31 protein-coding genes and 2 pseudogenes are annotated in these 26,683 nt (G+C 41.0%); 23 read left to right on the forward strand and 10 right to left on the reverse strand.

Annotated features, from left to right (window positions below):
- Positions 1 to 29 precede the first annotated feature (29 nt).
- From trpA to G4D76_RS12305, 19 genes are all read left to right on the forward strand, one after another.
- Positions 30 to 764 carry a tryptophan synthase subunit alpha gene (trpA, locus tag G4D76_RS12215; protein WP_250129982.1) on the forward strand — a complete coding sequence of 245 codons (735 nt, stop codon included), beginning with the start codon at positions 30 to 32 and terminating at the stop codon, positions 762 to 764.
- Between the two features lie 106 nt (positions 765 to 870).
- Positions 871 to 1,296 carry a TVP38/TMEM64 family protein gene (locus G4D76_RS12220; protein ID WP_250129983.1) on the forward strand — a complete coding sequence of 142 codons (426 nt, stop codon included), beginning with the start codon at positions 871 to 873 and terminating at the stop codon, positions 1,294 to 1,296.
- A 185-nt stretch (positions 1,297 to 1,481) separates the two neighbouring features.
- Positions 1,482 to 2,012 (forward strand): signal peptidase I, encoded by a 531-nt coding sequence (gene lepB, locus G4D76_RS12225; RefSeq protein WP_213810014.1) that lies wholly within the window; start codon positions 1,482 to 1,484, stop codon positions 2,010 to 2,012.
- Positions 2,013 to 2,083: 71 nt separating this feature from the next.
- The gene (locus G4D76_RS12230; protein WP_213810015.1) at positions 2,084 to 2,224 is read left to right on the forward strand and encodes a hypothetical protein; all 141 of its coding nucleotides are present in this window, start codon (positions 2,084 to 2,086) and stop codon (positions 2,222 to 2,224) included.
- Positions 2,225 to 2,231: 7 nt separating this feature from the next.
- Positions 2,232 to 2,672 (forward strand): hypothetical protein, encoded by a 441-nt coding sequence (locus G4D76_RS12235; RefSeq protein WP_371814694.1) that lies wholly within the window; start codon positions 2,232 to 2,234, stop codon positions 2,670 to 2,672.
- 8 nt (positions 2,673 to 2,680) lie between these two features.
- Complete coding sequence (locus tag G4D76_RS12240) at positions 2,681 to 2,977, forward strand: hypothetical protein (RefSeq protein ID WP_213810017.1); 297 nt, start codon at positions 2,681 to 2,683, stop codon at positions 2,975 to 2,977.
- Positions 2,974 to 3,378: a 3'-5' exonuclease gene (locus tag G4D76_RS12245; protein WP_213810018.1), complete on the forward strand. Its 405-nt coding sequence runs from the start codon at positions 2,974 to 2,976 to the stop codon at positions 3,376 to 3,378. The genes G4D76_RS12240 and G4D76_RS12245 overlap by 4 nt, the downstream gene beginning before the upstream one ends.
- Complete coding sequence (locus G4D76_RS12250; RefSeq protein WP_213810019.1) at positions 3,362 to 3,850, forward strand: hypothetical protein; 489 nt, start codon at positions 3,362 to 3,364, stop codon at positions 3,848 to 3,850. The genes G4D76_RS12245 and G4D76_RS12250 overlap by 17 nt, the downstream gene beginning before the upstream one ends.
- A gap of 5 nt (positions 3,851 to 3,855) precedes the next feature.
- The gene (locus G4D76_RS12255; RefSeq protein WP_213810020.1) at positions 3,856 to 4,347 is read left to right on the forward strand and encodes a hypothetical protein; all 492 of its coding nucleotides are present in this window, start codon (positions 3,856 to 3,858) and stop codon (positions 4,345 to 4,347) included.
- Positions 4,344 to 5,024 (forward strand): PD-(D/E)XK nuclease family protein, encoded by a 681-nt coding sequence (locus tag G4D76_RS16245; RefSeq protein ID WP_213810021.1) that lies wholly within the window; start codon positions 4,344 to 4,346, stop codon positions 5,022 to 5,024. The genes G4D76_RS12255 and G4D76_RS16245 overlap by 4 nt, the downstream gene beginning before the upstream one ends.
- Positions 5,025 to 5,052: 28 nt before the next feature.
- Complete coding sequence (locus G4D76_RS16250; RefSeq protein ID WP_213810022.1) at positions 5,053 to 5,553, forward strand: PD-(D/E)XK nuclease family protein; 501 nt, start codon at positions 5,053 to 5,055, stop codon at positions 5,551 to 5,553.
- Positions 5,546 to 7,639, forward strand: coding sequence for a UvrD-helicase domain-containing protein (locus G4D76_RS12270; RefSeq protein WP_213810023.1), 2,094 nt, complete (start codon positions 5,546 to 5,548; stop codon positions 7,637 to 7,639). Before G4D76_RS16250 ends, G4D76_RS12270 begins: the two co-directional genes overlap by 8 nt.
- An 82-nt stretch (positions 7,640 to 7,721) precedes the next feature.
- Entirely contained in the window at positions 7,722 to 8,999 is a 1,278-nt protein-coding gene (locus G4D76_RS12275; RefSeq protein WP_256440589.1) for a 3'-5' exonuclease, read from the forward strand.
- Entirely contained in the window at positions 8,996 to 9,655 is a 660-nt protein-coding gene (locus tag G4D76_RS12280) for a hypothetical protein (protein WP_213810025.1), read from the forward strand. Before G4D76_RS12275 ends, G4D76_RS12280 begins: the two co-directional genes overlap by 4 nt.
- A 53-nt stretch (positions 9,656 to 9,708) precedes the next feature.
- Complete coding sequence (locus tag G4D76_RS12285) at positions 9,709 to 10,092, forward strand: DUF418 domain-containing protein (protein ID WP_213810026.1); 384 nt, start codon at positions 9,709 to 9,711, stop codon at positions 10,090 to 10,092.
- Positions 10,093 to 10,142: 50 nt separating this feature from the next.
- Positions 10,143 to 11,033, forward strand: a complete 891-nt coding sequence (locus tag G4D76_RS12290) for a fumarylacetoacetate hydrolase family protein (RefSeq protein WP_213810027.1) — start codon at positions 10,143 to 10,145, stop codon at positions 11,031 to 11,033.
- Positions 11,034 to 11,220: 187 nt separating this feature from the next.
- Positions 11,221 to 11,361, forward strand: coding sequence for a hypothetical protein (locus G4D76_RS15445; RefSeq protein ID WP_250129984.1), 141 nt, complete (start codon positions 11,221 to 11,223; stop codon positions 11,359 to 11,361).
- 287 nt (positions 11,362 to 11,648) lie between these two features.
- A complete protein-coding gene (locus tag G4D76_RS12300; RefSeq protein WP_213810029.1) occupies positions 11,649 to 11,915 on the forward strand; it encodes a hypothetical protein in 267 nt (88 codons plus the stop codon).
- Entirely contained in the window at positions 11,882 to 13,084 is a 1,203-nt protein-coding gene (locus G4D76_RS12305) for an alpha-amylase family glycosyl hydrolase (RefSeq protein WP_213810030.1), read from the forward strand. The genes G4D76_RS12300 and G4D76_RS12305 overlap by 34 nt, the downstream gene beginning before the upstream one ends.
- A 168-nt stretch (positions 13,085 to 13,252) precedes the next feature.
- Here the strand turns inward: G4D76_RS12305 and G4D76_RS15450 are convergent, their stop codons facing one another.
- The 6 genes from G4D76_RS15450 to G4D76_RS17160 form a co-directional block, all read right to left on the reverse strand.
- Positions 13,253 to 13,504, reverse strand: coding sequence for a hypothetical protein (locus G4D76_RS15450; protein WP_250129985.1), 252 nt, complete (start codon positions 13,502 to 13,504; stop codon positions 13,253 to 13,255).
- A 10-nt stretch (positions 13,505 to 13,514) separates the two neighbouring features.
- Positions 13,515 to 13,820 carry a hypothetical protein gene (locus G4D76_RS15455; RefSeq protein ID WP_250129986.1) on the reverse strand — a complete coding sequence of 102 codons (306 nt, stop codon included), beginning with the start codon at positions 13,818 to 13,820 and terminating at the stop codon, positions 13,515 to 13,517.
- Positions 13,780 to 14,586, reverse strand: a complete 807-nt coding sequence (locus tag G4D76_RS15460; protein ID WP_250129987.1) for an FAD-dependent oxidoreductase — start codon at positions 14,584 to 14,586, stop codon at positions 13,780 to 13,782. Before G4D76_RS15460 ends, G4D76_RS15455 begins: the two co-directional genes overlap by 41 nt.
- Position 14,587: 1 nt before the next feature.
- Positions 14,588 to 15,430: a DegV family protein gene (locus tag G4D76_RS12315; RefSeq protein ID WP_213810031.1), complete on the reverse strand. Its 843-nt coding sequence runs from the start codon at positions 15,428 to 15,430 to the stop codon at positions 14,588 to 14,590.
- Between the two features lie 12 nt (positions 15,431 to 15,442).
- Complete coding sequence (locus G4D76_RS17155) at positions 15,443 to 15,880, reverse strand: HAD-IIB family hydrolase (RefSeq protein WP_371814488.1); 438 nt, start codon at positions 15,878 to 15,880, stop codon at positions 15,443 to 15,445.
- A gap of 116 nt (positions 15,881 to 15,996) precedes the next feature.
- Positions 15,997 to 16,143, reverse strand: coding sequence for an HAD hydrolase family protein (locus tag G4D76_RS17160; RefSeq protein ID WP_371814489.1), 147 nt, complete (start codon positions 16,141 to 16,143; stop codon positions 15,997 to 15,999).
- 223 nt (positions 16,144 to 16,366) lie between these two features.
- Between G4D76_RS17160 and G4D76_RS12325 the strand changes: the two genes are divergently transcribed.
- On the forward strand, positions 16,367 to 16,663 hold the full coding sequence (locus tag G4D76_RS12325) for a metal-sulfur cluster assembly factor (protein WP_213810032.1): 297 nt from the start codon (positions 16,367 to 16,369) through the stop codon (positions 16,661 to 16,663).
- 52 nt (positions 16,664 to 16,715) lie between these two features.
- Here the strand turns inward: G4D76_RS12325 and G4D76_RS12330 are convergent.
- Positions 16,716 to 17,535 (reverse strand): annotated as a pseudogene (locus G4D76_RS12330) (undecaprenyl-diphosphate phosphatase).
- 163 nt (positions 17,536 to 17,698) lie between these two features.
- Here G4D76_RS12330 and clpB point away from each other — a divergent pair.
- Positions 17,699 to 20,282, forward strand: a pseudogene (clpB, locus tag G4D76_RS15465) (ATP-dependent chaperone ClpB).
- Between the two features lie 623 nt (positions 20,283 to 20,905).
- Here clpB and G4D76_RS12350 read toward each other — a convergent pair.
- From G4D76_RS12350 to G4D76_RS17165, 3 genes are all read right to left on the reverse strand, one after another.
- Positions 20,906 to 22,561 carry a glycerol-3-phosphate dehydrogenase/oxidase gene (locus tag G4D76_RS12350; protein WP_371814695.1) on the reverse strand — a complete coding sequence of 552 codons (1,656 nt, stop codon included), beginning with the start codon at positions 22,559 to 22,561 and terminating at the stop codon, positions 20,906 to 20,908.
- Positions 22,562 to 22,589: 28 nt separating this feature from the next.
- The gene (glpK, locus tag G4D76_RS12355) at positions 22,590 to 24,086 is read right to left on the reverse strand and encodes a glycerol kinase GlpK (RefSeq protein WP_213810036.1); all 1,497 of its coding nucleotides are present in this window, start codon (positions 24,084 to 24,086) and stop codon (positions 22,590 to 22,592) included.
- A gap of 198 nt (positions 24,087 to 24,284) precedes the next feature.
- A complete protein-coding gene (locus G4D76_RS17165) occupies positions 24,285 to 24,395 on the reverse strand; it encodes a DUF2929 family protein (RefSeq protein WP_371814490.1) in 111 nt (36 codons plus the stop codon).
- A 309-nt stretch (positions 24,396 to 24,704) separates the two neighbouring features.
- Here G4D76_RS17165 and G4D76_RS12365 point away from each other — a divergent pair, with 309 nt between their 5' ends.
- Entirely contained in the window at positions 24,705 to 25,754 is a 1,050-nt protein-coding gene (locus G4D76_RS12365; protein ID WP_213810037.1) for an ABC transporter ATP-binding protein, read from the forward strand.
- A complete protein-coding gene (locus G4D76_RS12370; RefSeq protein WP_213810038.1) occupies positions 25,751 to 26,683 on the forward strand; it encodes an ATP-binding cassette domain-containing protein in 933 nt (310 codons plus the stop codon). Before G4D76_RS12365 ends, G4D76_RS12370 begins: the two co-directional genes overlap by 4 nt.

Consider the following 26,683-nt stretch of genomic DNA (forward strand, 5'->3'; position numbering starts at 1 on the left):
AAATATGTTCCAGACACTAAACAGTCAAGATGATAAAGCGTTTATCGCGTTATATGGCAGGAGACGGCGGACTCGATAAACTTGCCTTTCAGATTAAAACACTGGAAGAAGCGGGAGTGGATCTGATTGAAATTGGTATTCCGTTCAGCGATCCTGCAGCAGACGGCCCTGTCATCCAGCGTGCCGGTTTACGCGCACTTGAACACAATGTCAGTCTTAGGGATATACTGCAAAAGCTTACAGAAATTAAAGATGAAATAAATGTGCCTTACGTCTTAATGACTTATTATAATCCGGTCTTTAATTACGGACTAGGGCAATTCGCAAAAGATGCAGATGCTGCAAATATCAGCGGAATTATTGTGCCGGACGTGCCGCTTGAAGAGGAAGCTGAACTTAAAACAGTATTAAAAGGTAGTGATATTGCCATTATCCGTCTCGCGACATTAACGACGTCAGATGACAGGCTGAAAGAGCTGTTAGATGAAGCGGAAGGATTTATCTATGCAGTAACTGTTAACGGCGTGACCGGTAAACAAGCAGGCTACAGCCAGGAAGTGTTTGATAATCTCAGTCGTATTAAAAATAAAAGCAAAGTACCGGTATGTGCGGGATTTGGAATTAACTCAAGAGACGCTGCAGCAGCGCTTGGCGAGCACTGTGACGGTGTTATCGTCGGCTCGGCAATTGTAGAAATGTTTAATAATGCAGAAGATAATATTAAAAAACTTATTCCTAAAAAGAATGCCGTGCATGCTAAATAGCGATAAATCATCATTAATCATGTTAAATAAATGAATTAATTGATAATCTATACTAAAAGACTATTACAAATATAGTCTTTTAGTATTTTACAGTGAGGGAAAACACTTGAACGAATTAATCGAACTTTTGACGACTGAACAGGGGATAGAGACGCTATTTCAAAAATTTGAAGACTTAGGTTTTATCGTAGGATTTCTGCTCGTGTTTATCGAAGCGTTCCTGCCGTTTTTACCGCTTGTCGTAATTGTTATTTTAAATATTAACTCATACGGTATTATTGTCGGTTTCCTCGTGAGTTACACCGCCAGTGTGGCGGGCAGCTATTTAGTGTTTTTAATTGTCCGCAATTTATTCAGGCATCCGGCACAAAGATATATAGAAAAGCACGACAAGCTTAACAAAATGCTGAAGTTTATCGATGAACGGGGATTTACATTTTTATTCATATTACTGTCACTGCCGTTTACACCGTCATCAGTCGTAAATGTTATCACAGCTTTATCTAATATAAGAAGACATGTATACTTATAATATTATTAGCGTCAAAATTTATTATGATATTATCGATGACACTTGTCGGTTATGACATAACTTCATTTTTTGACTCACCGTTAAAACTCATACTCTCGCTGGTATTTTTAGTACTGTTATATCTGCTTTCAAAATGGTATCAGAAATATCTGGAAAGAAAAATGAATAAATAAGAGGTGTCATAATTGGCAAAAGAAATTCGCGAATGGGCCGTAGCAATCTTAATTGCAATTGTGGTAATTGCTGTCATACGAATGTTTCTCTTTGTCTCATTTTCAGTCGATGGGCTAAGCATGGATCCGACATTAGAAGATGGCGACAGAGTAGTAGTAAATAAATTTATATACGACCTGACTGATGTTGAACAGGACGATGTAATTGTATTTAATTCAAATGAAGACTCAGCTTACGTTAAACGTGTAATTGGTGTGCCTGGTGATAATGTGGAGATGGTAGACCGTACTGTATATTTAAACGGTGAACCGCTGCAGGAAGATTATGTCACCCACCAGGGTGAATCCTATATGGATAATTTCACCTTGAGCGATCTGGGTGTGGAAGACGGAGTAATTCCGGAAGGTCACTATCTGGTGCTCGGTGATAACCGTCCAATCAGCAGGGACTCAAGAGACTTTGGTTTAATCACCGAGGATTCTATTATCGGCGAAGTCCAGCTCAGATTCTGGCCGCTGAATGAAATAGCAATTGATTTTTAATTATAAATATTACTAAAAGGAGATATTAGGGAATCTAATATCTCCTTTATTCAAGTCAGGAGGCACATTGTATGGGAATCACATTATGGACCGGCACGAGCGGTACCGGTAAAACAAGCACTATGTTTAATGAAATTGAAGCACTGACGAAGGATTCACCGCTCGGTTCGAATATATATCGTTACACCGACGCAAAATACACTGAGTTATGAACAGCTTATTACCCAGCCAAAAAATGGTTTCGTTACCGGGAGTATGCGGACGAGCGTGTTCAGTTTTACCAGACTGATGTGGCACGTTTACAATGAACTCGGCCAGCCCGAAAAAGAGTCACTGTCAGAAGCGGGACACGTCATGTTCATGCATAAATTGATGAATGATATGAAAGAAGTTTTAAATTATTATCATACATCCGGCGGCTACATAAAATTTTCTGAGAAAGTGCTGGAGCAGATTACAGAATTCAGAGCATACAGCGTCCAGCCTGAACAGCTTTTTGATATGCAGTTTGAGAGAGGCAGAACGACAGAAAAATATGAAGACTTAAATAAAATATATTCCATGTGGTCAGAACAGATTGCGGAATATAATATTGAAGATTTAAATATGATTCAAAATTTTATAGACGATATAAACCGGGTGGACAATATACGTACTTAAATAATGCAGTGATTTATATCGATGGTTTCCACAACTTCACTGAAAGTGAATTCGATTTAATTTATGCGCTTGAAGGTAAGGTAGGAGAAGTTAATCTGCTCTTAACTCACAGCAAGTCAGAAGGCGGCGAGCAGGCGCGCAGGGATACACTGCTGTTCAGGAAAACTGAGGCGGTAATTACAAGACTCCAGGAATTGTTCGGTGAGCATTACGTTCAGTTCCGTCATTTCGATGATGAGTTCCTGCGTGCAAAACGCACTGGACTGACGCAGCTTGAAAGTTTCATTACAACAGGTAAAAAATGACGAACTTCGACGGTATTACAATTACAGAATCACCTTCGGTGCAGGAAGAAGTCGTTGAAATTGCACGTAATATTGAGACACTGGTACGAGAAAAAGGCGCAAAATATTCCGATATCGGTATTTTATACCGTGATTCAAGCTATGAGGAACACATAAAAACGACATTTAAGCGCTTCAATATTTCCTATCATATGGACGCTGAGCATTTTATGCATTGCAACCCGTTTACACAGCTGATTATTGCTCTTCTCGAATGCTATAAGAGCCGCTTTCAGAGCTCATCATTTTTGAATGTTCTTAAAACCGGATACTTAAATAATGGAGGTGACGATCAGCTGCTTGCTCACCTTGAAAATATTATTATCGAACGGGGGCTGACAGGGTATGAGCTGTTCGATTGAACGGTTTGCGATTGAATACCGTCTCGATGCAGAGGGTATGATTGACCGGATTGATAATACGGAATCACTGAGTGAGATGATTGACTATAAGAACAGTAAACTCCAGCAGCTGAAAGCATTTTTCAATTCCTTAAATGAAGGTGAGACGGTTAAAGATTACGTTACAGCAATTTATAACTTCATCGTGGATAATGGAATTTTAATTAAACTCGAAGATGAAATTCACGAGCTGGAAGAAACAGATGTCCGTCTAAGAAACGAAACTGAACAGTCGTATAATTTATTTATCCGTCTTTTGGACGACAGCTATACTGTGTTTAAAGATGAAGAAATAGACTTTTCATTATTCTATGAAACATTTATTGACGGCTTAAAATCTGCTACTTTTAATACGAGACCTGCAACGATTGACCAGGTAATTATCGGGCTGCTGGATCTCGCTAAAGTGGAGAATAAAAAGTATATTTTATAGTGGGTATGAACTACAATGTGATGCCCGAGGAATCCCGCAGTACGACGATAGTAACTGATGAAGAAAAACTCGTATTGAGCCAGCGCGGCATTACATTATCACCAAGTGCACGGACGCTTGCACAGGACGAGCGCTTCGTCTTTTACCTCGGAGTGACGCGTCCGACAGATGAGCTGTTCATCAGCTGGTCATCGACACTGCAAAGTAAAGAAGCGACTAAAATCAGTCCCTTCGTTGCGGAATTTTTACCGGGAGACACGGAGAATGTATTGAATTATACGTACCGCAAAACTGCACATTATGATGTGAAAAGCTCAATCCGGCTAATTTCGAGTATACGCAGTATGGAAGCACTGGAGCATTTTAAGCTCCGCCAGCTCATGTCGACGGATAAAGAATATCTGCAGGATTTAAGCAGTGTGCCCCAGTACAGGCATTTTATTTCTGTCTATCAGTTATTAAAACAGGTGACAGACAGGCCGTTATTAAACGTTTGAGACGAAATCTGACCTATGATAATAAAGCACGTAAAATTAACAATGCTACGGCAGAACAGTTATACGGCGGAGAAATGAAAGCAAGTGTGTCGCGTTTTCAGTCGTATTTCAACTGTAATTTCCAGCATTTTTCAAATTACGGTCTGAAACTCAACGTCAGACAGAACTATACGGTAAGGCCGCTTGAAATTGGTAACTTGTACCATAATGCACTGGAAAAAGTCGCTGCCGATTTAAATATGACGCTCGAACATGATGATGAAAAGATTAAAAACACGGTGAAAAATGCAGTGGAAACTGTTCTCAGAACGATCAGCTACGGTATTTTTGAACGGTCCGAATATTATTTATCACTGAAGGAGAAAGCAGTGCAGGCAATTACGACAACGCTGCTCTTTATGAAAGATATCGAAACGCTCGGCAATTATAAGATGACAATGATTGAAACGGTTTTTGGTAAAAAATCAGATGAACTCGGCGAGCTTATTCTGGCAAGTCCGAACGGTAAAAAAATCATTCTGCGCGGTAAAATTGACAGGGTGGATACGTATAAAAAAGACGGTAAAGTTTATGTAAATATTATCGACTACAAATCGAGCGCAAGAGACTTAAGAAAATCCGATGTGCTTAACGGAGTCGAGCTGCAGATTATTACGTATATGTACGTACTGATATAAAGCAGAGGATCTCCTCGGAGGAGAAATTATGCCGAACTCCATGCTGTTTTATCATGTCAGCGAACCGAAAGTTAAAGCTGAGGATGCTGCTGAAGCACAAAAAGAACGCCAAAACGCATTGAAGCCTAAAGGTCTGTTCGTGGCAGACGATAATACATTAAATATCGACGGCAACAGAGGACTCGAGAATTTAATTACAGATACAGAATACCTTAATGAATATTTTCCGCTGCAGGAGAAGAAGGATGGTACTTTTAACAGCCACTCGAAAAAACGGGTGATGTCTTCAGATATGTTCAGACATTATTCAGAATACGTTATGGAGAAATTTAAAACAGCAACTGATGAAATTTACGATGGCAATACGCTTGCCAATCCGATTGATACGAATGGCGGTCTGCCGTGCCAATTCTGTGATTTTAAGGCGGCCTGCCACATCGATAAATTAATAAATGCAGAAGATTACCGGACGAATCGTATTTCGGACGAAGATATAGAGGCATTTGAAAGCGAGGTGCACGATGGTTAAATTTACTGCCGCACAAGAAGAGGCAATCAAGACTAAAGGATCGGATGTATTAGTATCCGCAGCGGCGGGTTCGGGTAAAACAGCGGTGCTCGTAGAACGTATTAAACAGAATATTATCGAAGGTAATTATTCTATCGACGAAGTATTCGTGTCGACGTTTACGAACAAGAGCGCAAAAGATATGAAAGACAAAATCGAACGCGCACTGCGTGAGACATATAATGCCACGCCTGATCCTCGTTTGAATGAAGAGATTATTAAACTGAACGATGCACATATATCCACACTGCACAGTTTTTGTCTGTATTTGATTCAGACACACTATAACGCGATTGGTCTGCCGCCGGACATGCGCACACTCGGCCAGGTCGAGACGGAAATCCGCCTGCAGAAAATTATAAGCAACGTTTTGGAACAATTTTATATCGATGCCGATGAAGACTTTTTAAAGCTCGATCAGTTTGTTACTAGTAATAAAGATAACAGTGAGCTTCATAAGCTTGTGACCCAGCTGTATCATGTTGCCATTGCAACCAAGGAACCGGGTGAATTTGTAAATAATATAATTGATCAGTATATGTCTGAAGATAAACTGACAAATATATTGAACGGCTATAAAGTAGTGCTAGAGCGGAAATTAAAAAAATTGGACCAGGATCTGTATACGCTTAGAGCAGAATACGATGGTGCTGAACGGGATGAAGAATTAAAAGAAAAACCGATTGACGATGCTTACGAAAAACTGGCTGTTATGCATAAATACGTGCTGCAGGCGCTTGAGAGCTTCAATAATGAAGGGAATTTCAAATTGCCGTCAGCAAAACTGGTGACAGGGGCAAATGCTTTTATTAAAAGTGCGACAGCTTTCGGAAATGAATTAAATGAACGTTTTAATAAGCCGGCGAATGCTCTTTATCAGGAAATCAGCAATTTAAAACAGTACACATTTGACGACGTAAAAGCAGAACTCGCACCGCTGAACGGCATGAATAATCAATTAATCAATATTGTGTCAGAAGTGATTGAAGCGTATAGAAAAGATAAGCAGTCATCTAATGAGATGGATTTTAATGACTATGAACATTACGCGCTCGGAATTTTAACGGCCAACGAATCTGAAATTGCCAACCGTTACAAAGAACAATTTAAAGAAATTATGATCGATGAATATCAGGATGTTAACCGCGTGCAGGAAGCGATTATCCAGCTGTTGAAATCCGGCGGAGAAGAAGATGGCAACCTGTTTATGGTCGGCGACGTAAAGCAGTCTATTTACCGCTTCAGACAGGCAGCACCAGACTTATTTATCGATAAAAGCGAACGATTTAATGAACAGGACAGCGGCACGCTGATTCAGCTTAACCGCAATTTTCGGTCGCGCTCTGAAATACTCGACGCAACAAATTTAATTTTTGAAAATATTATGGATAAAGAACTTGGTGAAATTGATTACACTGAGAAGGAAAAATTAATTAAAGGCATCGAGACAGCAGAGCCGGAATCGACTGTTGAAGTGCTGCCGGTTATTTACGATAAGACTTTAAAATCGGCGGAAGCAGATGAACTAGAAATTAAACAGATTGTTAAATTGGTGCAGGAACTCTACAAAAAAGGTGCGGGGTATCAGGATATCGTTATTTTAAACAGAAACCGTTTCGCACCTGACGTTATGCGCCATGAATTCCAGAAAGCAGATATTCCTATTAGTATCGACGTCAACAAAGGATATTTTGAAACCTTTGAGATTTTAACGATGCGGAGTATTTTATCGCTGATAGACAATCCGCTGCAGGATGACCACTTAGCCGGAGTGATGCGTCTGCCCATGTTTGGTTTCAGTGAAGAAGAAATCTCGCTGATTCGGATTGCTTCAGAAGAAAAATATTTATATGAAGCACTGACAGAATATAACGGTGATGAATTTATATTAAGAAAAATAGAGGAGTTTGTCGGCACATTTAAAGAGCTGAAGCTGCATGCGAAATATTTAAGCGTGCCGGAACTCATCTCTGAAATATATTTGAGCTCAATATTCTGGAGTTCTTCAGCGGTTTGCTGGGTGGTTCTGCAAGACGCGCAAATCTGAACGGGCTGATTGACAGAGCCCTCGAATTTCAGTCGATGAACAATACGAGTTTATATCAGTTTATCAGCTATATTGATTTTTAATTTCAGAAGGCAAAGATTTCGGAGAAGAAGGTTCGCTTGAAAATACAGATGATGCAGTACGCGTAATGACGATTCACAGTTCTAAAGGGCTGGAGTTTAAACATGTAATATACGCGGACTTGAAACAGAACTATACGCTGACTAAAGTGACGCGTGTATACGTGCATCCAAAGCTCGGTATTGTATTTAATAATTTTAATGATGAGTTAAATTATCACTATGAGAGTATTCACGGCTTTATCGCAAATGATTTTCTGAATATCGAACAGCTGAGTGAAGAATTAAGACTGATATACGTTGCTCTGACAAGGGCCGAGGAGAAATTATATCTGCCGCTGATGTTTAAAGGTGAAGCGGCCTACAAATACGATTTCAGCCGCATGGAAAAACCTTCTTTTGAAACGCGTGCGGAGCTTCGCTCGGCAATGGACTTTTTAGCTCCGGTATTAATGCAATCTGATGTTCCATATATCGAAGTGAAAGAAGCAGAATTTTCAGCTGCCGTGGAAAACGAACGGATAGAGTATGCGGACCTCGAAGATATCGATGCACTGCATGCGGATATTATACCCGAAGTTCGTGAGCGGTTATTTTACACTTATCCGAATACCGATGACACTGAAGTTACAACCAAGGAATCCGTAACGTCTATTAAACGGAGAAATGAAACGATTCCTGACGGTGCTGCGTACATTAATCATACAAGCGAAGTGAATTTAAGGGAACCGAATTTCCTGGCGGATTCTCTTGAAGCACCGATTTTCGGGACGATTATGCACGAAATGATGATGCATATTATGCATCAGTGGCAGACGCTCAGCCTGATGGATGACAATGCGAAAACTGCATATATAGAAACACTCATCGATAATTACAGTGAGAACTACGAGCTGTTAAGCACAGTGCATATTAAAAAAATGAAAGAAAATGCTGCACGGTTCTTTAACGACAGCAAGATGAATGAGCTCTTGAATGAACAGCGGGGTATTTATACAGAATTGCCGTTTATAATGAGCCAGGAGGCAATCGGTTATGCAGAACACCCTGAACAGATTGTCCAGGGGATTATCGACTGTCTGTTAGAGTATGATGATCACTATACTATTATTGACTACAAGACAGACCGTGTAGCGGGAACGAATTTAACAGGTGAACAGCTGGCTGACAGATACAGCACGCAGATGGACATATATACAAAATCAGCGCAGGTCTCACTTGGCAAGCCGGTCACTGCCGTGCTTTACTTTTTTGATTATGGGGTGATTCCAGTTGAATGATTCAAACAGACATATTTTTTATCGGCGGTGTATCGCTGATACTGCTATTTATATACAGCGGTTTATATTTTATGATGCCGCTTAATGAACTTAACCCGTTCGAATATTTCTTCGGCCGGGACCTGAACGTTTTTAATATTGCTGATATTATTACGGGCGGTTCAGCAATACCGCTGATCAGTATTATTATTGGCTATATGCTCAGCCAGTACGGCTATACCGGTAAAAAACATCTGGCCAAAGTGCTTGGCACCGCACTCGTAATATTACTTTTAAATGCAGTGCTTATTTTCGGTTTTGATGCGATGCCGTTTATAATTCTTATGGGATTTATCGGCCTGATTTTTGTCGGCCGCCACTGGATAATAACGCTGGCGGCATCGCTGGTGTTATACGCACTCCATTTAATGTTTAATGTGGTGCTGGAAATTATTACAGGGCTGAATTCTAATATTCAGCATATGTATTCCGGTATTCAGCGGGTCAATGAATTTATCAGTACGTACAGAAGCACAGACTACCTTGCGATTATCAATATGAACGTAGATATACTGACAGGGCACGGTACGGATTCCCTGTACAGCGGTCTTTATCATCTTACCTTCAATCTTACTCGGTATCGCATTAAGAGAGCTGAATTTTTCAGGATTCATTAAAGACAGTCCGTATATCAGCGGCGGAATTATTATGGTGCTGCTGGCCGGAGGTATTGCAAAAACTTCTGCAGGTGCTTTCTCTCGGTACAACTGTAGGTGAAACACTTGGAGAAGGATTCGGCGGTCCGGTAACAGCAATCGGCTACTTTATGGTTCTGGCATATATTGCAGACAGCATTCCAAAACCGGTGTTTAACCTGTTCTCTAATTTGGGTAGATACGGATTAACTTCATATATAGCATTTAATATTCTGATGATGTTTATATTTTACGGTTTCGGCATGGCGATGTACGGTCAGATCTCCGTACAGATGCTGCTGCTTATCGTCGCAGCACTTTATATTCTGCTGCTTATTGTGTCGAATGTGCTGGCTAAATATAATATTCCCGCATTAGAACGAACTTTTCTGATAAATGAGAAAATGAAACAAGAATAATTAAATAATGTTTGTTATACTGTATGAAAGAAAACAAAGGAGATTGTCCAATGAAATTTTTAACTTTTGAATTTGAAGAAAAGAATTATTATGGTGTCAAAGTAAAACGTGAGGATAGTGCATGGATTATTCCGCTCTTATTCCAGGATTTCAGTGATGTTAAGGATTATCCGAGAACATTACTGGAAGGCATTACTGAGTACCACACATTGGATTTTCAGGAACTTGTCAGAAAGCTTGTTGAAAGTGCAGAAGCATCTGATAATGCTGATAAGTACAAAGCGCCATTTGAAAATATTAATATTTTAGCGCCGGTTAAACCGCCGAATAATACAATCGGTTTTGGCCGTAACTTCAAAGCTCATACTGAAGAAATGAAAAGTGAAGTTGAGCTGTATGTGTTCACAAAAGCAAATTCAAGCCTGGTCGGAGATGAAGATACAATATCTTCATTCACAGCTATGACTGAGCAGCTGGACTATGAAGGGGAACTCGGTGTTGTTATCGGGAAAGAAGCAAAAAACATAGACAGTTCAATGGCTTATGATTATATTTACGGCTACACAATCGTCAATGACATTTCAGCGAGAGAATTACAAAAATCACACAAACAGGCCTTCTTGTCGAAAAGTCTGGCAACACCGATGGGACCTTATATCGTAACCAAGGATGAAATTCCAAATCCGCAGGATACAACGATTGTTACTAAAGTTAATGATGAAATCCGTCAGGACGGCAGCACATCATTAATGGTGAGAAAAATTGATGAACTGGTTGCAGAACTCTCTAAATATATGACGCTTCAGCCGGGAGACGTTATCGCAACAGGTACACCAGCTGGTGTCGGTGCGGGAATGGATCCTGCAGGATTCTTAAAATCAGGGGACACAGTACGTGTTTCAATCGATGGAATTGGAACATTAACGACACACATAGAGTAAACATTCCATGATATACTACTACAGGAATCATTAATGTAGAGGGGGAATCAGACTATGTTACATTTACACTTAACGGCAATTATTGTTTCGTTCATTTTGTTTATTGCAGTTTACTTTATGTACAAAAAGAACAATACTGCTGAAAACAAACCGGCATTTATTATGCATATGGTGTTAAGAGTGTTCTATGCTTGTATTATTCAGCGGAATCATGGTTTACGTCGGCAATATGGAAGGCATCAGCAATGCAGGGTCACATATGCAGTACGGCATAAAAGCACTGCTTGGAATTCTTTCAATTGGATTTATGGTCTATCGTAAGACTTAAGAAAAATTCTGCAAAAGCGACGGTACTTTTAGTTATTTGTCTTATCGCTATCGTTGCAACAGTAATTATGGGAGCAATGCTGCCACTAGGTATGCTTAGTTTCTAAACTAAATGATTAATTAAAATGCCGGTCTGTTAAAATTTAACGGACCGGCATTTTTATCTTTAAGTTATTAAATTTATATTCCGTGTTAAAATAAAATTTATGAACAATTAGTGAAAACAGAAACTATTTAACTGAAGTTTAGTATACTTATAATTATACGAATAAAAGGTAGGATAAAATTATGAAGAGAATTTTAACGCTTGTGAGCATGATTCTGGCACTGCTGTTTGTAAGCAGCAATGCAGTATCGGCTGAAGAGAATACATATGACAGAGTTTATATGATTACTGTCGACCGGTTTTTAAATAATAATTCAGGTAATGATGTCGGAGTCACTCCGGACGGCGATCCTTACTATCCTTTCGGCGGTGATTTTAACGGTATCGTTCTTCTCTTCTTGAATATATTAAGGATATGGGATTTAATACGATTATGCTGTCTCCGGTAATGGAGCGCGCCGAAGATGATTATCTCGGCTATGATGTAACGGATTACGGCGCGCTTGCGCAATCTTACGGCAGCCCGGAAGATTTCAAAAAAGTAATCGATGAAGCACATGAACTTGATTTAAAAGTTGTTGTTGATATGCCGGCTGTTGCAACTGATGATTATACAGCATTAGAAGCGCCTGAATTTAACGAAATTCAGACAGATTACTACGCAGATATCGACAGAGAAATAATTGACCTTAACAATGCGGATAACCAGGACACATACCGTGCAATGGTTCAGAACTTTATCGATAGTTACGATGTAGACGGTATCAGCATGTTTATAAATCAGGATGGGCTTAATGCTGAAGAGTTTTTACCTGAAGATATCGATACTTACGGAATTTTATCGACAGAAGGGTTAACTGCTGAAGGTTTCGATACGATAGCAACGGAAGAATTCAGAGCAGATTTAGCACAAACCTACGGCGGAATTAATCAGGAGCTTCCTGAATTCCCTGAAGATGAACAGATGATTATGGCAGACCACTGGTTCTCTGAACGTTTTACGTACCACGCGGCAGAACAGAATATGTTCCCGGGCACAAGAGTGCAGCAGCTCGGGAACTATTTATACGCTTATCAGGGACCGAGCGCGATGACGTACGGTACAGAAGTTGCATTTAACGGCAGCAGCTATCCGGAAATTCACCCGCAAATGGACTTTAGAAGTGATAAGGAAGTTATTGAGTATCTTGAGAGTATCGCAGTAGTATACAGGAACCACGCGATTATGCAGGCACCTGAATCAGAAACTGAGACAATCCTGAACGAAGATGGACACTATGTCGTTAAGTACTACACAGATGACGTTGATTATATATTGAATGTAAATAATACGGCTGAAACAGAATCTATTACATTTGAGCAGTCAGCTGAAGAAGAAGGTAAAGTATACAGCGGAATGCTTATCGGGGATATGATCCGCCCTCATGATGGAGAATATATCGCTGTACTTGATAGAGAAGAAACAGAACTGTATTCAGTTATTGAAGAAGCAGGCTTTAACAATGGCTACTTATACTCAGCCTTATTAGTCTTTGGACTGTTTGCGATATTTATCTGGGTTGCAGCACGCAGCAGAAAGTATAAAGCACAAAGAGAGCTGGAAAAGAATAATAAATAAGCAATAGATAGTGAATCGCACTTCCTTTAATGGAGGTGCGTTTTTTTGATTTGGGAGAAATTTCTCCTTTGCCTTCAACAGCCTCTCGCAGGCAAAGGAAGAAAATTTTCCTTGCAAGCAGCACAAAAAAAGCCGAATTCATTAGAAATGAATTCGGCTTCCTTCAACTTATTTTTCCTTGGCTTTCTCAATCGCTTTATAGCCTACCATATTAATAACGTCTTTCGGACTGGAGAAGGGTGGTGAATACCCGACTTCAATATTGATCAGATCGTATGCTGTGCCGCCGAGTCTGGTGTGTGCCGATAATACGTCAATGCGTTTATCGACACCGCCGGTTCCGACGACTGCCGCTCTTAATATAATTCCGCTTTCTTTTGAGACATATACGCGCACATGTATCGGTGCTGCACTGTTCATGTAGCCGGATTTATCTTTTGTTTCTGATCGACAACAAAGTGGGGAATGTCCGCCACTTCTTTTCAGATAAACCGAATATCGCAATATGATAGTCGAAAAATTTAACGATGTTTGTTCCGAGAAATCCTTCATGTGTAATCGACTTGTCCCCGGCAATCTGGTTGGCAATAATATGTGCAAGTCTGTGCGCCGGCCATGCCAGTGCTGCCTGCATTGTCAGCTCAGGTACATGCTGATAATGCGTGACAGTCGCATCACCGAGAGCATATATATTATCAATATTTGTCTGACCGTTTTTTAATAGGAATAAGTCCATCGTTTAAAATGACGTTTGAACTCTCTAAAAATACTGTATTCGGTGTAATGCCGACGCCAGTAATAATAAGTGGTGCATCAATCGTTTCACCGTTTGTTAATACTGCTTTTTTACCTTCAATACTGTCGATTTCCGTATTTAACTTCAGTGTAACACCGTGTTCGGTCATTGCTTCATAGAGTACGCCGTTCATATCCGCTTCAATGTTTTTATATATCTGTTCATCATGCTGCAGAATCGTAACGTGAATGCCTTTGTCAGTTAAGTTCTCGGTAACTTCAAGACCGATGTATCCGGATCCTACGAGCACTGCTTCTTTAATTTTATTATCTTCTATATAAGACATTATATAGTCCAGATCTTCTAGCTTATGAAGCGAAAATACCTGTTCTGAGCCTTTTACAGAAGATAGCTTTTTCGGTGAACCGCCTGGAGATAAAATAAGGTAATCATATGAATCGGTAAATTCTTGCTTATTTATTTTATCAAGCACAGTGACAGTATTATCTGCAGAATTAACAGCGATGACTTCATGTTCCGTTTTCACAAAGATATCTTTGTCTTTGAATTTCTCCGGAGTCATGTTTACCAGACTATCCCATTTTTCGACTTCTCCGCCGATGTAATAAGGCATACCGCATGATCCGTAACTGACATCGCGGTAGCGTTCATAAATGACGATTTCAATTTCCGGGTTTAACCGGCGCAGCTGGGATGCAGCAGTGGCACCGCCTGCGACACCTCCAACCACTATAACTTTAGTCATATTACTTAACGTCTTTAAAATAGAAAAGGGCGATGGTGCCGTCGCCTGTATGTGAACTGATTGTTGGTCCGATACTGGAGATATTAATCGACTCAATTGCAGTGTTGTCCAGCAGCTGTTTCTTCAAATCATTCGCAAGTTTCTCAGCGTCAGCATGAACGATATGTCCTGTGCCGGATGCACCTTCTTTATGTGCGAGTTCAGTCATGCGCTTAAACACTTTTTTAAGACCTCTGTGTTTTTCGAGGGGAACTAATTTCCCATCTTCAACGTGCAGCAGCGGTTTAATGTTTAACAGTCCGCCTAAGAAAGCTGAACCTTTCGATAAACGGCCGCCTTCAGCTAAATAGTTTAAGTCATTCACCGTAAACAGGTGTCTGATTTGTGAAATATCTGTTTCAACTTTTGAGATAACTGTATCTTTATCGTCACCTTGTGCTATATAGCCGGCCGCACGTTCAACGATAAGACCAAGGCCATAGCTGACTGCTGATGTGTCAATTAATGTTATATCAGCATCAGGATACTCCTCATGTACCGTATCTCGGGCAATCACTGCACTCTGGTATGTTCCGGATAAAGCGCTTGATAAACCGAGATATATAATACTTTCATTCTGTTCTGCATATTTTTTGAAAATTTTAGCAAAACTCTCAGGGTTCGGCTGACTTGTCATTGGACGCTTGCCATCTTTAATTGCCTGGATAACTTCTTCGCTTGTAATTTCAATTTGATCAATGTAGCTGAGATCGTCTATCTGGATTGATAAAGGCTGAACTTCAGCATTTAATTCGCGTGCTCTTTCTAAAGAAACATCAGCACAGCTGTCGATTATAAGTTTCATTATAATTCCTCCTTATGGTTTCAGGCGCAGGTCGAAAAATTCATTTAAGAAACGACCAATACCGTCATTGTTATTGTTAGATTCAGTAACGTAATTTGAAATTCCTTTAATGTCGTCAATACCATTCTTCATCGCGACACCGTGTTCAACATACTGAAGCATTTCTGTATCGTTATCTTCATCACCAAATGCGATAGTGCGGCTTCTTGGAATATTTAAAAACTCTCTGGCATAGTCGACGCCGACAGCTTTATTAATTCCTTTTTTAATGATTTCAAGGACCGGATACGGTGCTCCCCAGCGGCGCTGTTCAATGACTTCAGCAAAGAGTTCATCGAGTGTTTGACGGATATGGGGCATTTCAGACTCTTCAGCCTGTACGAGAATACTCGTCACATCTTCATTAATCGTGTCGTATAAATTACCGACACTGATTTTAGGATCTCCCATTTTAAATGCATCGAACAATACGCTGTCATGATAGTGTATATATATTATCTTTAACTTCTGCAAACAATATTTTTAATATTAAGTTCCGGTATTTCCTCGCAATTGCTTTAGTAATATCAAGATCCAGCGTTTCGTGTTTCATTTGGAAACTGAAACTGTCGGATGATGGACAAATGCGCGTTAAAGTTCACGACAGGCGTCGTCATTTTTAATTCTTTATAGTATGGAACACTTGCCCGGTAGGGACGCCCGGTAGAGATCATCAGTTCATGCCCTGTTGTTTAAGTGTTGTAAGCACTTCTTTGTATACGGAGTTGTTTTTTCGTCGTTAATAGAGTGCCGTCTAAATCTAAACAGATATGCTTGTCCATATAAATCTCCTTTTCTGTTTTTCTGTTTATTCTAGATATTTATTAGTGTATAATTTTGTGTTATAGTCTATTATGCTCTATCCCTACAGTTAGGAGTGATTAGTTTGGATAAGCAATGGAAGAGAGCATGTACGGTGCGTTAGAAAACGTTATTGACCCCGAACTTGGTATAGATATAGTAAACCTTGGTTTAGTTTATGGTGTAAACCTTGACGACGAAGGAAACGCAGGAGTAGAAATGACTTTAACATCGATGGGCTGCCCTATGGGGCCGCAAATCATGGGACAGGTCGAACATTCTCTGTTAGAACTGCCTGAAGTCAAAGATGTACAAATTGCAATCGTCTGGAACCCGCCATGGGATAAAGACAAAATGACACGCTATGCGAAAATTGCATTAGGCGTCAGCTAATATTATTTTTAGCAGCGAAAAACCCGCGAAGAATTTTCTTCGCGGGTTTTTCTTATGCAGAGAGAAACTGGTAGAGTATTGAAAATGTACCAAGTGCAAAACAGTAATAGACAAAAATAATAAGATTGCCGCGTTCCATGACATTCTGCAGCCATTTAACTGCAAAGTACGTCGCAATAATTGTTACGATAAAGGCAAGAAGATATGCAAGCCATAAAGTACTCATGTTCGGATCATTAACAATATCTCCAACTGAAATCATTGCAGTACCGACAGATACCGGAATGTATAACAGGAAAGCGAAACGCAGCGCATTTTTCTGACTTAATCCGACAGCAATCGCACCGACAATTGAAGCGCCGCTGCGGCTGATGCCGGGAGTTAATGCTATACACTGCGCAATACCGACAATAATTGAATCTTTGATTGTAAGGTCACCGTCTCGTTTAACACCGCGTTTATTTTTAATGAATAAAAGAGCGAGACCGGTAACGAGAAGCATAAGACCTACAAAGCCAACGGAGATATTTTCGCCGATAACATCTTTTAATAACAACCTGCAACACCGACCGGGATAGTAGCGATAATAAGACAGATTGTATACTTAAAATCGGTCACTGCATTGTTATCTCTGGCACCGTTAAAAACAAATCTCCATAAGTTCTGAATAATACTGATAATATCTTTTCTAGACTATCAGAATTGCAATCAGCGAAGCTGTATTTAAAAATTTCAAACGACAGCCCCTGAGCTTCGATGCCAAACATTTCACGAGCGATTACCAGGTGACCGCTGGACGACACAGGAATCGGTTCGGTAATACCCTGAAGCAGTCCTAAAAATACATATTTAATAATAGTGATAATATCCAACGTTAAAACTCCTCCTTAAATACCCATCACTAAATATATGATAAATTGCTCAATATTGCTATTAATTACTTGATTTAAAGAAGAAAAAGAGTATAATTAAATTAAGGTCAAAAAAGGTCAAACATCTTTTAGACCTAATTTTACTTAACTGAGGTGAAGTAAATTGGATATTAATAAAATGACTTTGAAAGTACAAAACATTATTGAACGCGCACAGCAGGAAGCTGTTGAGCTGAAACTGCAGTCCATTGAATTGGAAACAGTATTAAAAGCTATGCTGACAGCAGATGAGAGCATGGCATCCGATATACTGACTAGAGCAAACGTTAACACTGAAGAAATTATTGAAGAATACGACAGAAAATTAAAAACTTATAATGCAGTAACCGGAGACAGCATTGAATACGGCGTATATATGTCGAACGGCTTTTCGCGATTATATAATAATGCAGAAAAGAAAATGGCAGAGATGGAAGATACATTTATCTCGCAGGAACACATACTGCTTGCTGCTCTTGAAGAGGACAGCATATTAAAAGAAGCAGTCGGCAATAAAGAAATTATTAAAGAAATTGTGAAAAAAATCAGAGGGGGAAATCATGTGACGTCACAAAATCCTGAAAATCAATATGAAGCCCTGGAAAAGTACGGGCGTGATCTTGTAGAAGAGGTACGTAAGGGGAACATGGATCCGGTCATCGGCCGCGATGAAGAAATCCGTGATACCATTCGTATTTTAAGCCGTAAACGAAAAATAACCCGGTATTAATCGGTGAACCGGGTGTAGGTAAAACAGCAATTGTCGAAGGGCTTGCACAGCGCATCGTCCGTAAGGATGTTCCTGAGAGTCTGCTCGACAAAACAGTATTTGAACTCGATTTAACATCACTTGTTGCGGGAGCAAAATACCGAGGCGAGTTTGAAGAAAGACTGAAAGCAGTATTAAAAGAAGTTAAAGAATCAGATGGCAGAATTCTTCTGTTTATCGATGAGATTCATATGCTCGTTGGTGCCGGTAAAACAGACGGTGCTATGGATGCGGGCAATATGCTGAAACCGATGCTGGCAAGAGGGGAGCTCCACTGTATCGGTGCGACAACACTTAACGAATACCGTGAATATATTGAGAAAGATTCAGCACTTGAGAGACGTTTCCAAAAAGTTCAGGTGCCTGAGCCGGATGTTGAAGATACAATTTCAATTTTACGCGGACTGAAAGAACGCTATGAAGTCCATCATGGTGTAAGAATTACAGACCGCGCACTCGTTGCGGCGGCTGAACTTTCGGACCGCTATATTACAGACCGCTTTTTACCGGATAAAGCAATTGACCTGATGGACCAGGCGAGTGCGACAATCCGTACAGAAATGGGCTCTAATCCGACGGAACTGGATCAGATTAACCGCCGTGTGATGCAGCTTGAAATTGAAGAGCAGGCGTTGAAAGGTGAACAGGATACGGTATCGGCAAACCGCCTGGCAGAACTGCAAACCGAGCTCGGAGATATTAAAGAAGAACAGAAAACACTGCAGAATAAAGTCGGCAAAGAAAAAACAGATTCAAAGAGTTAATGATAAACGTGCTGAAGTTGATAAAGCGCGTCAAGAATTGAAGAAGCAGAAAATAATTACGAACTTGAACGTGCAGCGGAACTGCGCCACGGAAAATTGCCGCAGCTTGAAAAAGAGCTGGCTGAATATGAAGAAGATATGCAGGAAGCATCAGCAGGTGGAGGACGCATTATAAGAGAAGTTGTGACTGAAGAGGAGATTGGGTTTATCGTCAGCCAGTGGACAGGAGTTCCGGTAACGAAACTCGTCGAGACTGAGAAAGATAAACTGCTCAAACTCTCAGATATACTTCATGAACGCGTTGTCGGTCAGGATGAAGCGGTTGATCTTGTAGCAGATGCAGTTATTAGAGCACGTGCGGGCATTAAAGATCCGGACAGACCAATCGGCAGCTTCCTGTTCTTAGGACCGACAGGTGTCGGAAAGACAGAACTTGCGAAGACACTCGCTGCAACGATGTTCGACTCTGAAAAAATATGATTCGCATCGACATGAGTGAATATATGGAAAAACATTCAGTGTCGAGATTGATCGGTGCACCGCCGGGATATGTCGGTCACGAAGAGGGCGGGCAATTAACAGAAGCCGTTCGCCGTCAGCCATATTCGGTTATTTTAATGGATGAAGTGGAAAAAGCGCACCCGGATGTGTTTAATATTTTACTTCAGCTGCTGGACGAAGGCCGTCTGACAGACTCTAAAGGGCGCAGCGTCAACTTTAAAAATACAATAATCATTATGACATCAAATATCGGCTCTCAGCATCTCTTAGACACTGTTGTTGCGGACGGTGAATTGAACGATGAAACAAAAGATATAGTGATGAGCGAAGTACACAAGCACTTTAAACCTGAAATCATTAACCGGATGGACGATATTGTTATGTTCAGCCCGTTAACTCAGAAAAATATGGGTGCCATTGTCGATCGTCTGATTATAGATTTAAACAGACGTCTCGACGCTCAGCATATGTCGCTTGAAGTCACAGATAATGTAAAAAATTGGGTAGCTGAAAGTGCATATGAACCGCAATTCGGTGCTCGTCCGTTGAAACGATTTATTCAAAAACATATCGAAACACCACTCGCAAGAAAACTCATTGCGACAGATATAACAGAAGGACTGCACATTAAAGCAGACTATATCGAGGGTGAATTAGTATTTGAAATAGAATAAGAATGTGAAAAGACGCCTGAAACTTTTGTTTCAGGCGTGTTTTTGTTTGTGTTGAATACAGGACTGGCATGACAGGGTTTCATGTGTATCCGAGTTCATCGGGACTGGCGTGACAGGGTTTCATATGTATCCGGGTTCCTCGGGATTGGCATGACTGGGCTTCATGTGTATCCGGGTTCCTCGGGACTGGCGTGACAGGGTTTCATATGTGTCCGGGTTCCTCGGGACTGGCATGACGGGGTTTCATATGTATCCGGACCCCGCCGGACTGGCATGACAGGGTTTCATATGTATCCGGGTTCCTCGGGACTGGCATGACAGAGTTTCATATGTATCCGGGTTCATCGGGACTGGCATGACTGGGCTTCATGTGTATCCGAGTTCATCGGGACTGGCGTGACAGGATTTCATGTGTATCCGGGTTCATCGGGACTGGCATGACAGGGTTTCATATGTATCCGGGTTCCTCGGGACTGGCGTGACAGGGTTTCATATGTATCCGGGTTCCTCGGGACTGGCATGACGGTCTCTCATGTGTATCCAGCAACATATAAGAGACGAAAACATTCAAAATAAAACAGCAGCCAATTCTAATGAATTGACCGCTCCTTTAAGTTAAATAATTATTTTCTTGTATCTTCAATCGCCTCATCGAGTTCATTTGAAAATACTTTTCTGATTTCATCATCGTAGCCTAGAGTATCCTGAAGTAATCGTTCAACTCCGTCGCGGTATTCCAGCACATCCTCAATTTCGAAGTAAAGTTTGCCTGAACGGCGGACGAAGAAGTCGGTCGGTTTGATAACCATTTCATGCAGTATGCCGTAAATCACTTCTGCATATAAAGGTTTCGGCAAACCGTATTTTTCATTATTGTCGTTCGTGATACCAGCATATTGATAAACCGCTTCAACATTGCTGCCGTATTTCATTGCTAGGTGATGTCCTTCTTCCAGACTGAGGCCGTAGCTTGATGCTTTACGGCTGATGTTATCGACATAGTTTTGATAGCCGACACTGCCTCCGACGTCACCGCCTGAGACCGGTTCGTTTTTAGTAGAGACTTTTCTAATATTCATCTTATGATTTTTCTTTAAGTAGTCGGAAACATTATCAACGATTTCCTCTGCCATATGACGATAACCTGTTAGCTTGCCGCCTGCAATTGTAATTAGACCGCTCGTGCTGTGCCAGATTTCGTCTTTACGTGAAATATCTGATGCATTTTTACTGCCGGATTGAATGAGCGGACGAATGCCTGCCCATGATGATTCAATCATCGACACATCTGCATTTAATCCTGGGAACATAAAGTTAATGGCATTGATCAGATATTTTTTATCTTCAGCATCAGCTGTCGGATTTGCTTTGTTTTCACCGTAAAACGTATCCGTTGTTCCAACGTAAGTTTTACCTGCACGCGGAATGGCAAAAATCATTCGCCCATCTTCTTTAGTATCAAAGTAGACTGCCTGTGTCAGCGGGAAATCTTCCTGTTTAAAGACGACATGAACACCTTTAGTGTGTACTAAATGTTTCTTCGTCTGTTTACCCAGCTTATCGTTTTTGCGTACTTCATCGACCCAAGGTCCGGTTGCATTAACGACGGCCTTACTTTTAATTTCATAGGATTCATTTCTAAGTACATCTTTTGCAATAATACCGGTAACTGTACCATTGTCATATAAAAATCCATCTGCTTTAACGTAATTGATGGCATCGGCTCCATATCCAGCGGCTTTCTTCATGACCTCAACAGTCAGTCTCGCATCATCCGTTTTATATTCAACATAATGACCGCCGCCCTGCAGGCCGTCGGTCTTAATATTTGGCACACGTTCAATAACTTCTTTTTTCGTCAGCATATTTCTGCGCTCATTTTTATCTACCTGAGCGAGAGAATCGTAAACTTTCAGTCCGAGACTTGTAGTAAATTCACCGAATGTACCACCTTTATGAAATGGCAGAAGCATCCATTCAGGTGTCGTAACGTGCGGACCGTTTTCGTAAACGATGGCGCGTTCACGTCCTGTTTCCCGAACAACATTGACCTGCATTTGTTTTAAGTAGCGAAGACCGCCGTGAATTAATTTCGTACTTCTGCTGCTTGTACCCTGGGAGAAATCCTGCATTTCAACAAGCGCTACATTCAAACCGCGCATAGATGCATCGAGGGCAATCCCGGCGCCTGTAATTCCGCCGCCAATTATAAGTAAATCGTATTCAAATTTCGACATATGATCAAGCTGGTGCTTGCGTGTAAGTGCGTTTAACATAATTCTCCTCCTGTATTATAAAACTTTATTATCAATCTGGTTTGAACATCTGTGTCGCACGGACGGCACTCTGCCATCCGCTGTACAGCGACTCACGTTTATCATCGCCCATCAGCGGTGTAAATGTAGAATCTGTTTTACTGAGTTCCTGCAGTGCTTCCTGAGACTCAAAAAATCCTGTTGCAAGACCTGAAAGATAAGCAGCGCCGAGCGCAGTTGATTCCAATATTTCCGGACGCTCAACTTTTGTCTGTAAAATATCCGATTGAAACTGCATAAGGAAGTTGTTGGCAGAAGCACCGCCGTCTACCCGCAGTCTGTCGATTTTAATGTCTGCATCCAGCTGCATTGCATCGAGGACATCTTTCGTCTGATAAGCAACAGCTTCAAGAGTTGCACGGCTGATATGTGCTTTCGTTGCACCGCGGCTCAGTCCGAACATCGCACCCCGGGCTTCTGAATCCCAGTAGGGTGCTCCGAGACCAGTAAATGCGGGGACGACATAGACTCCTGCCGAAGAGTCCACTTCCAGTGCATACCGTTCGCTCGTTTTAGAATCGCTGAAAAATTCGAGACTGTCACGGAGCCATTGAATAGCACTGCCGGCAACAAAAATAGAACCTTCCAGTGCATAATTTACCTTGCCGTTAATACCGACAGCGATTGTCGTTAACAGTCCGTTACTGCTTGAAGTCGGTTCCTCACCTGTGTTCAAAAGCAAGAAACAGCCCGTCCCATACGTATTCTTTGCATCACCTTCATTGAAGCACGTCTGGCCAAAAAGCGCCGCCTGCTGATCCCCGGCAATGCCGGCAATTGGAATGTTATAACCGAAAAAGTGAGACTTTGTCGTGTAGCCGTAAACTTCACTTGATGACTTCACTTCCGGCAGCATGTGAGCTGGTATATTTAAAATCGATAAAAGTTCTTCATCCCATTTGAGCTCGTATATATTGTATAAAAGCGTCCGGCTCGCGTTTGTATAATCCGTTACATGAGTAGCACCTTCAGTGAACTTCCATATAATCCAGCTGTCTATCGTGCCGAATAAAAGATTGCCGCTGTCAGCTTTTTCTTTAGCGCCGTCGACATTGTCGAGAATCCACTTAATTTTAGTGCCCGAAAAATAGGGATCAATCAAAAGCCCGGTCTTTTCTCTGAACAGCGTTTCATAACCTTGTTCTTTTAAATCAAAACAAATATCCGCGGTCTGCCTGGATTGCCAGACAATCGCATTATAAATCGGCAGCCCGGTATGTTTATCCCAGACAACTGCAGTTTCCCGTTGATTTGTAATGCCGATTGAATCAATTTCCGCCGGTGTAATATTGTTTTCTATCATTACTCCGGATACGACTGACAGTACAGAACTCCATATTTCATTTGCATTATGTTCAACCCAGCCTGAACGGGGGAAGTGCTGCGTAAATTCCCGCTGATTTGAAGCGGCAATTTTACCTTCCTTATCGATGAGTACGGCACGTGTACTCGTCGTGCCCTGATCGATGGACATGACATATTTCTTCATAATAAGATGACCTCCAAAAAAGATGGAATTGAATATAAAATTATTATACCCATTTTACAGTAAAGTTAAAAAATTCAAATAAAAAACCGGATTTCATATGAAATCCAGTTTAGTGTTCGTCGCCTGCATGCGGATCTGCTGACATTTTAGTCAATCCATCAAGAATGAAGATTGATAGTGTAATGATTACAGCTAAGACTACACCCCGATCCAGAAGTTTAAAGGACCGCCGCCAGCAAGACTGTTAAGTATGAAGTTAACCATCTGTGTGAGCATGAATGCCCATAAAAATGTAACGAGATATCTCATTAGTGAGAAGCCTCCGATTTAACGTATTTTATACACTCATTTTACATGAAAAAGTATATAAAGTACAGTATGAAAAAAAAAAATCATGAAAACGCTTGCAATATTGAAAGCGGTCTCATAGAATAAGGATGCAAGTGATTATGCATTAGTGTATATTAATAAATTTCATACAGAAAGTTTGTAATTTTTAGATAATTCATATTGCCTTTTTGACAGTGTCTCTATACAATAGAAAAACAAACATAAGAATTTACATAATTTGAAAAGAAAAGAGAAAGTTTTGACAAAGGGAAAGTTAAGGTGATTTAAGTGGGAGAAGAACTACTCAGCATTAAAAATTTAACGACATCCTTTAAAATCGACGGTACTTATTATCCTGCCGTTGACGGCGTATCACTGGATATTAAGCCGAATGAAGTGGTGGCACTTGTAGGAGAGTCAGGATCAGGAAAAAGTGCGACGGCATTTTCATTAATGAAACTTCACAGAAATGCACGCATTGAAGGTCAGGTAGATTTTAATGGGAAAAATCTGCTGCAGTTCAATGAAAAAAGGATGAACAATATACGCGGCGGCGAAATGGCTATGATCTTCCAGGATCCTATGACAGCGCTGAACCCGTTAATGAAAATAAAGCTTCAGATAATAGAAACTTTGAAAATACATAAGACGAAAGCTAAAAGTGAAAGAGAAAGCTATGCAATTGAATTACTGTCGAGAGTAGGAATACCGAATCCGGAACGTGTCGGAGAAGCATTCCCGCACGAACTGTCAGGCGGTATGAGGCAGCGTGTTGTTATTGCAATTGCGATTGCGAACAGACCGCGTCTCCTGATTGCAGATGAACCAACGACAGCACTGGACGTAACGATTCAGGCACAGATTCTCGATTTAATCAGAGAATTGCAGGAAGACTTAAACTCAGGCGTACTGCTCATTACACATGATCTTGGTGTCGTAGCGGAAATGGCGGACCGGGTAGCTGTAATGTATGCCGGACAGATTGTAGAAATTGCACCGGTGAGAGAATTATTTAAAGATCCGAAACATCCGTATACACGTTCTCTGTTAAACTCACTGCCGAACGAAGCTCAAATGGGCAGCAAACTTCACGTTATTGAAGGCGTTGTACCGTCACTGAATAAAATGGACAGAGATTCATGCCGGTTTGCACCGCGCATTCCGTGGATTCCGAATGAATCACATGAACATAATCCGGAGCTTCGGGAAATCAGTCCGGGACATTTTGTCCGCTGTACTTGCTATAAAGACTTCTATTTAAAAACTGATAAGGATATCGGACTTCACGTAGAACAGCAGCAGATGGAAATTGATGCGGCAGAAGAGGTGAAAGAATGACTAACCTTCTTGAAATAAACAATTTAAAAGTGTATTACCCGATAAAAGGCGGTTTTTTCAACACTGTTAAGGACCATGTTAAAGCAGTTGACGGTGTGTCGCTGACGATACCTCAGGGTACTTCGTACGGACTTGTTGGAGAATCTGGTTCAGGTAAGACAACGACAGGCAAGGCAGTTATCGGTTTGAATCATATCACGGAAGGAGAGATCCTTTTTAACGGCAAGCCGATTAGCGGCAGCGGGAAATCTGTTGAAAACAGTAAGGAAATTCAAATGATTTTCCAGGATCCATACTCTTCATTAAATGTACGTAAGCGTGTATTTGATATCGTCAGCGAGCCGATTAGAAATTATCACAAACGTACAAAAGATGAACTGATTGCTGAAGTGCTCGGTCTGCTGCAGAAAGTCGGTTTGCCGCCGGGCTCACTGTACAAGTATCCGCATGAATTCTCAGGCGGACAAAGACAGAGAATCGGTGTAGCGCGTGCAATTGCTCTGAATCCAAAGCTGATTATTGCAGATGAACCGGTTTCAGCACTAGATGTGTCAGTACAGGCACAGGTCCTTAACTTTATGCAGGATATTCAGGAAGAATTGGATTTAACGATGCTGTTTATCGCGCATGACCTAGGCGTTGTACGGCACATGTGCCAGCATATCGGCATTATGTATCAGGGACGTCTCGTTGAAGAAGGGACAGCGGAGGACATTTTCAACAATCCTCAGCATCTGTATACGAAGCGTTTAATCGCTGCGATTCCAGATACAAATGTAGATAAAATTGATGAAAATCTGCATATTCGCCAATCGGTGAAAGAAGAATACGATCAGCATTTCCATGAATATTTAGATGAAGATGGCAGAGCATTGCCGCTGATAGACATTTCGGCGACACATAAAGCAGCACTGCCTCAGAAGGGGTGA

Origin of the sequence: Jeotgalicoccus sp. WY2, assembly GCF_018437745.1 — a bacterium.
GTDB classification, from domain to species: domain Bacteria; phylum Bacillota; class Bacilli; order Staphylococcales; family Salinicoccaceae; genus Jeotgalicoccus; species Jeotgalicoccus psychrophilus.

Coding starts and splice junctions, on each gene's coding strand:
- G4D76_RS15450 (WP_250129985.1), bottom strand. CDS start 13,504: ATGAACAGTGCAGCACCGATACATGTGCGCGTATATGTCTCAAAAGAA.
- G4D76_RS17160 (WP_371814489.1), bottom strand. CDS start 16,143: ATGATCTCTACCGGGCGTCCCTACCGGGCAAGTGTTCCATACTATAAA.
- trpA (WP_250129982.1), top strand. CDS start 30: ATGATAAAGCGTTTATCGCGTTATATGGCAGGAGACGGCGGACTCGAT.
- G4D76_RS12305 (WP_213810030.1), top strand. CDS start 11,882: ATGGGATTTAATACGATTATGCTGTCTCCGGTAATGGAGCGCGCCGAA.
- G4D76_RS12270 (WP_213810023.1), top strand. CDS start 5,546: ATGGTTAAATTTACTGCCGCACAAGAAGAGGCAATCAAGACTAAAGGA.
- G4D76_RS12230 (WP_213810015.1), top strand. CDS start 2,084: ATGGGAATCACATTATGGACCGGCACGAGCGGTACCGGTAAAACAAGC.
- G4D76_RS16250 (WP_213810022.1), top strand. CDS start 5,053: ATGCCGAACTCCATGCTGTTTTATCATGTCAGCGAACCGAAAGTTAAA.
- G4D76_RS17155 (WP_371814488.1), bottom strand. CDS start 15,880: ATGGGAGATCCTAAAATCAGTGTCGGTAATTTATACGACACGATTAAT.
- G4D76_RS17165 (WP_371814490.1), bottom strand. CDS start 24,395: ATGAGATATCTCGTTACATTTTTATGGGCATTCATGCTCACACAGATG.
- G4D76_RS12370 (WP_213810038.1), top strand. CDS start 25,751: ATGACTAACCTTCTTGAAATAAACAATTTAAAAGTGTATTACCCGATA.
- G4D76_RS15460 (WP_250129987.1), bottom strand. CDS start 14,586: ATGACTAAAGTTATAGTGGTTGGAGGTGTCGCAGGCGGTGCCACTGCT.
- G4D76_RS12315 (WP_213810031.1), bottom strand. CDS start 15,430: ATGAAACTTATAATCGACAGCTGTGCTGATGTTTCTTTAGAAAGAGCA.
- G4D76_RS15445 (WP_250129984.1), top strand. CDS start 11,221: ATGCTTGTATTATTCAGCGGAATCATGGTTTACGTCGGCAATATGGAA.
- G4D76_RS12255 (WP_213810020.1), top strand. CDS start 3,856: ATGAACTACAATGTGATGCCCGAGGAATCCCGCAGTACGACGATAGTA.
- G4D76_RS12245 (WP_213810018.1), top strand. CDS start 2,974: ATGACGAACTTCGACGGTATTACAATTACAGAATCACCTTCGGTGCAG.
- G4D76_RS12280 (WP_213810025.1), top strand. CDS start 8,996: ATGATTCAAACAGACATATTTTTTATCGGCGGTGTATCGCTGATACTG.
- G4D76_RS12300 (WP_213810029.1), top strand. CDS start 11,649: ATGAAGAGAATTTTAACGCTTGTGAGCATGATTCTGGCACTGCTGTTT.
- G4D76_RS12325 (WP_213810032.1), top strand. CDS start 16,367: ATGGAAGAGAGCATGTACGGTGCGTTAGAAAACGTTATTGACCCCGAA.
- G4D76_RS12250 (WP_213810019.1), top strand. CDS start 3,362: ATGAGCTGTTCGATTGAACGGTTTGCGATTGAATACCGTCTCGATGCA.
- G4D76_RS12290 (WP_213810027.1), top strand. CDS start 10,143: ATGAAATTTTTAACTTTTGAATTTGAAGAAAAGAATTATTATGGTGTC.
- G4D76_RS15455 (WP_250129986.1), bottom strand. CDS start 13,820: ATGGACTTATTCCTATTAAAAAACGGTCAGACAAATATTGATAATATA.
- glpK (WP_213810036.1), bottom strand. CDS start 24,086: ATGAAGAAATATGTCATGTCCATCGATCAGGGCACGACGAGTACACGT.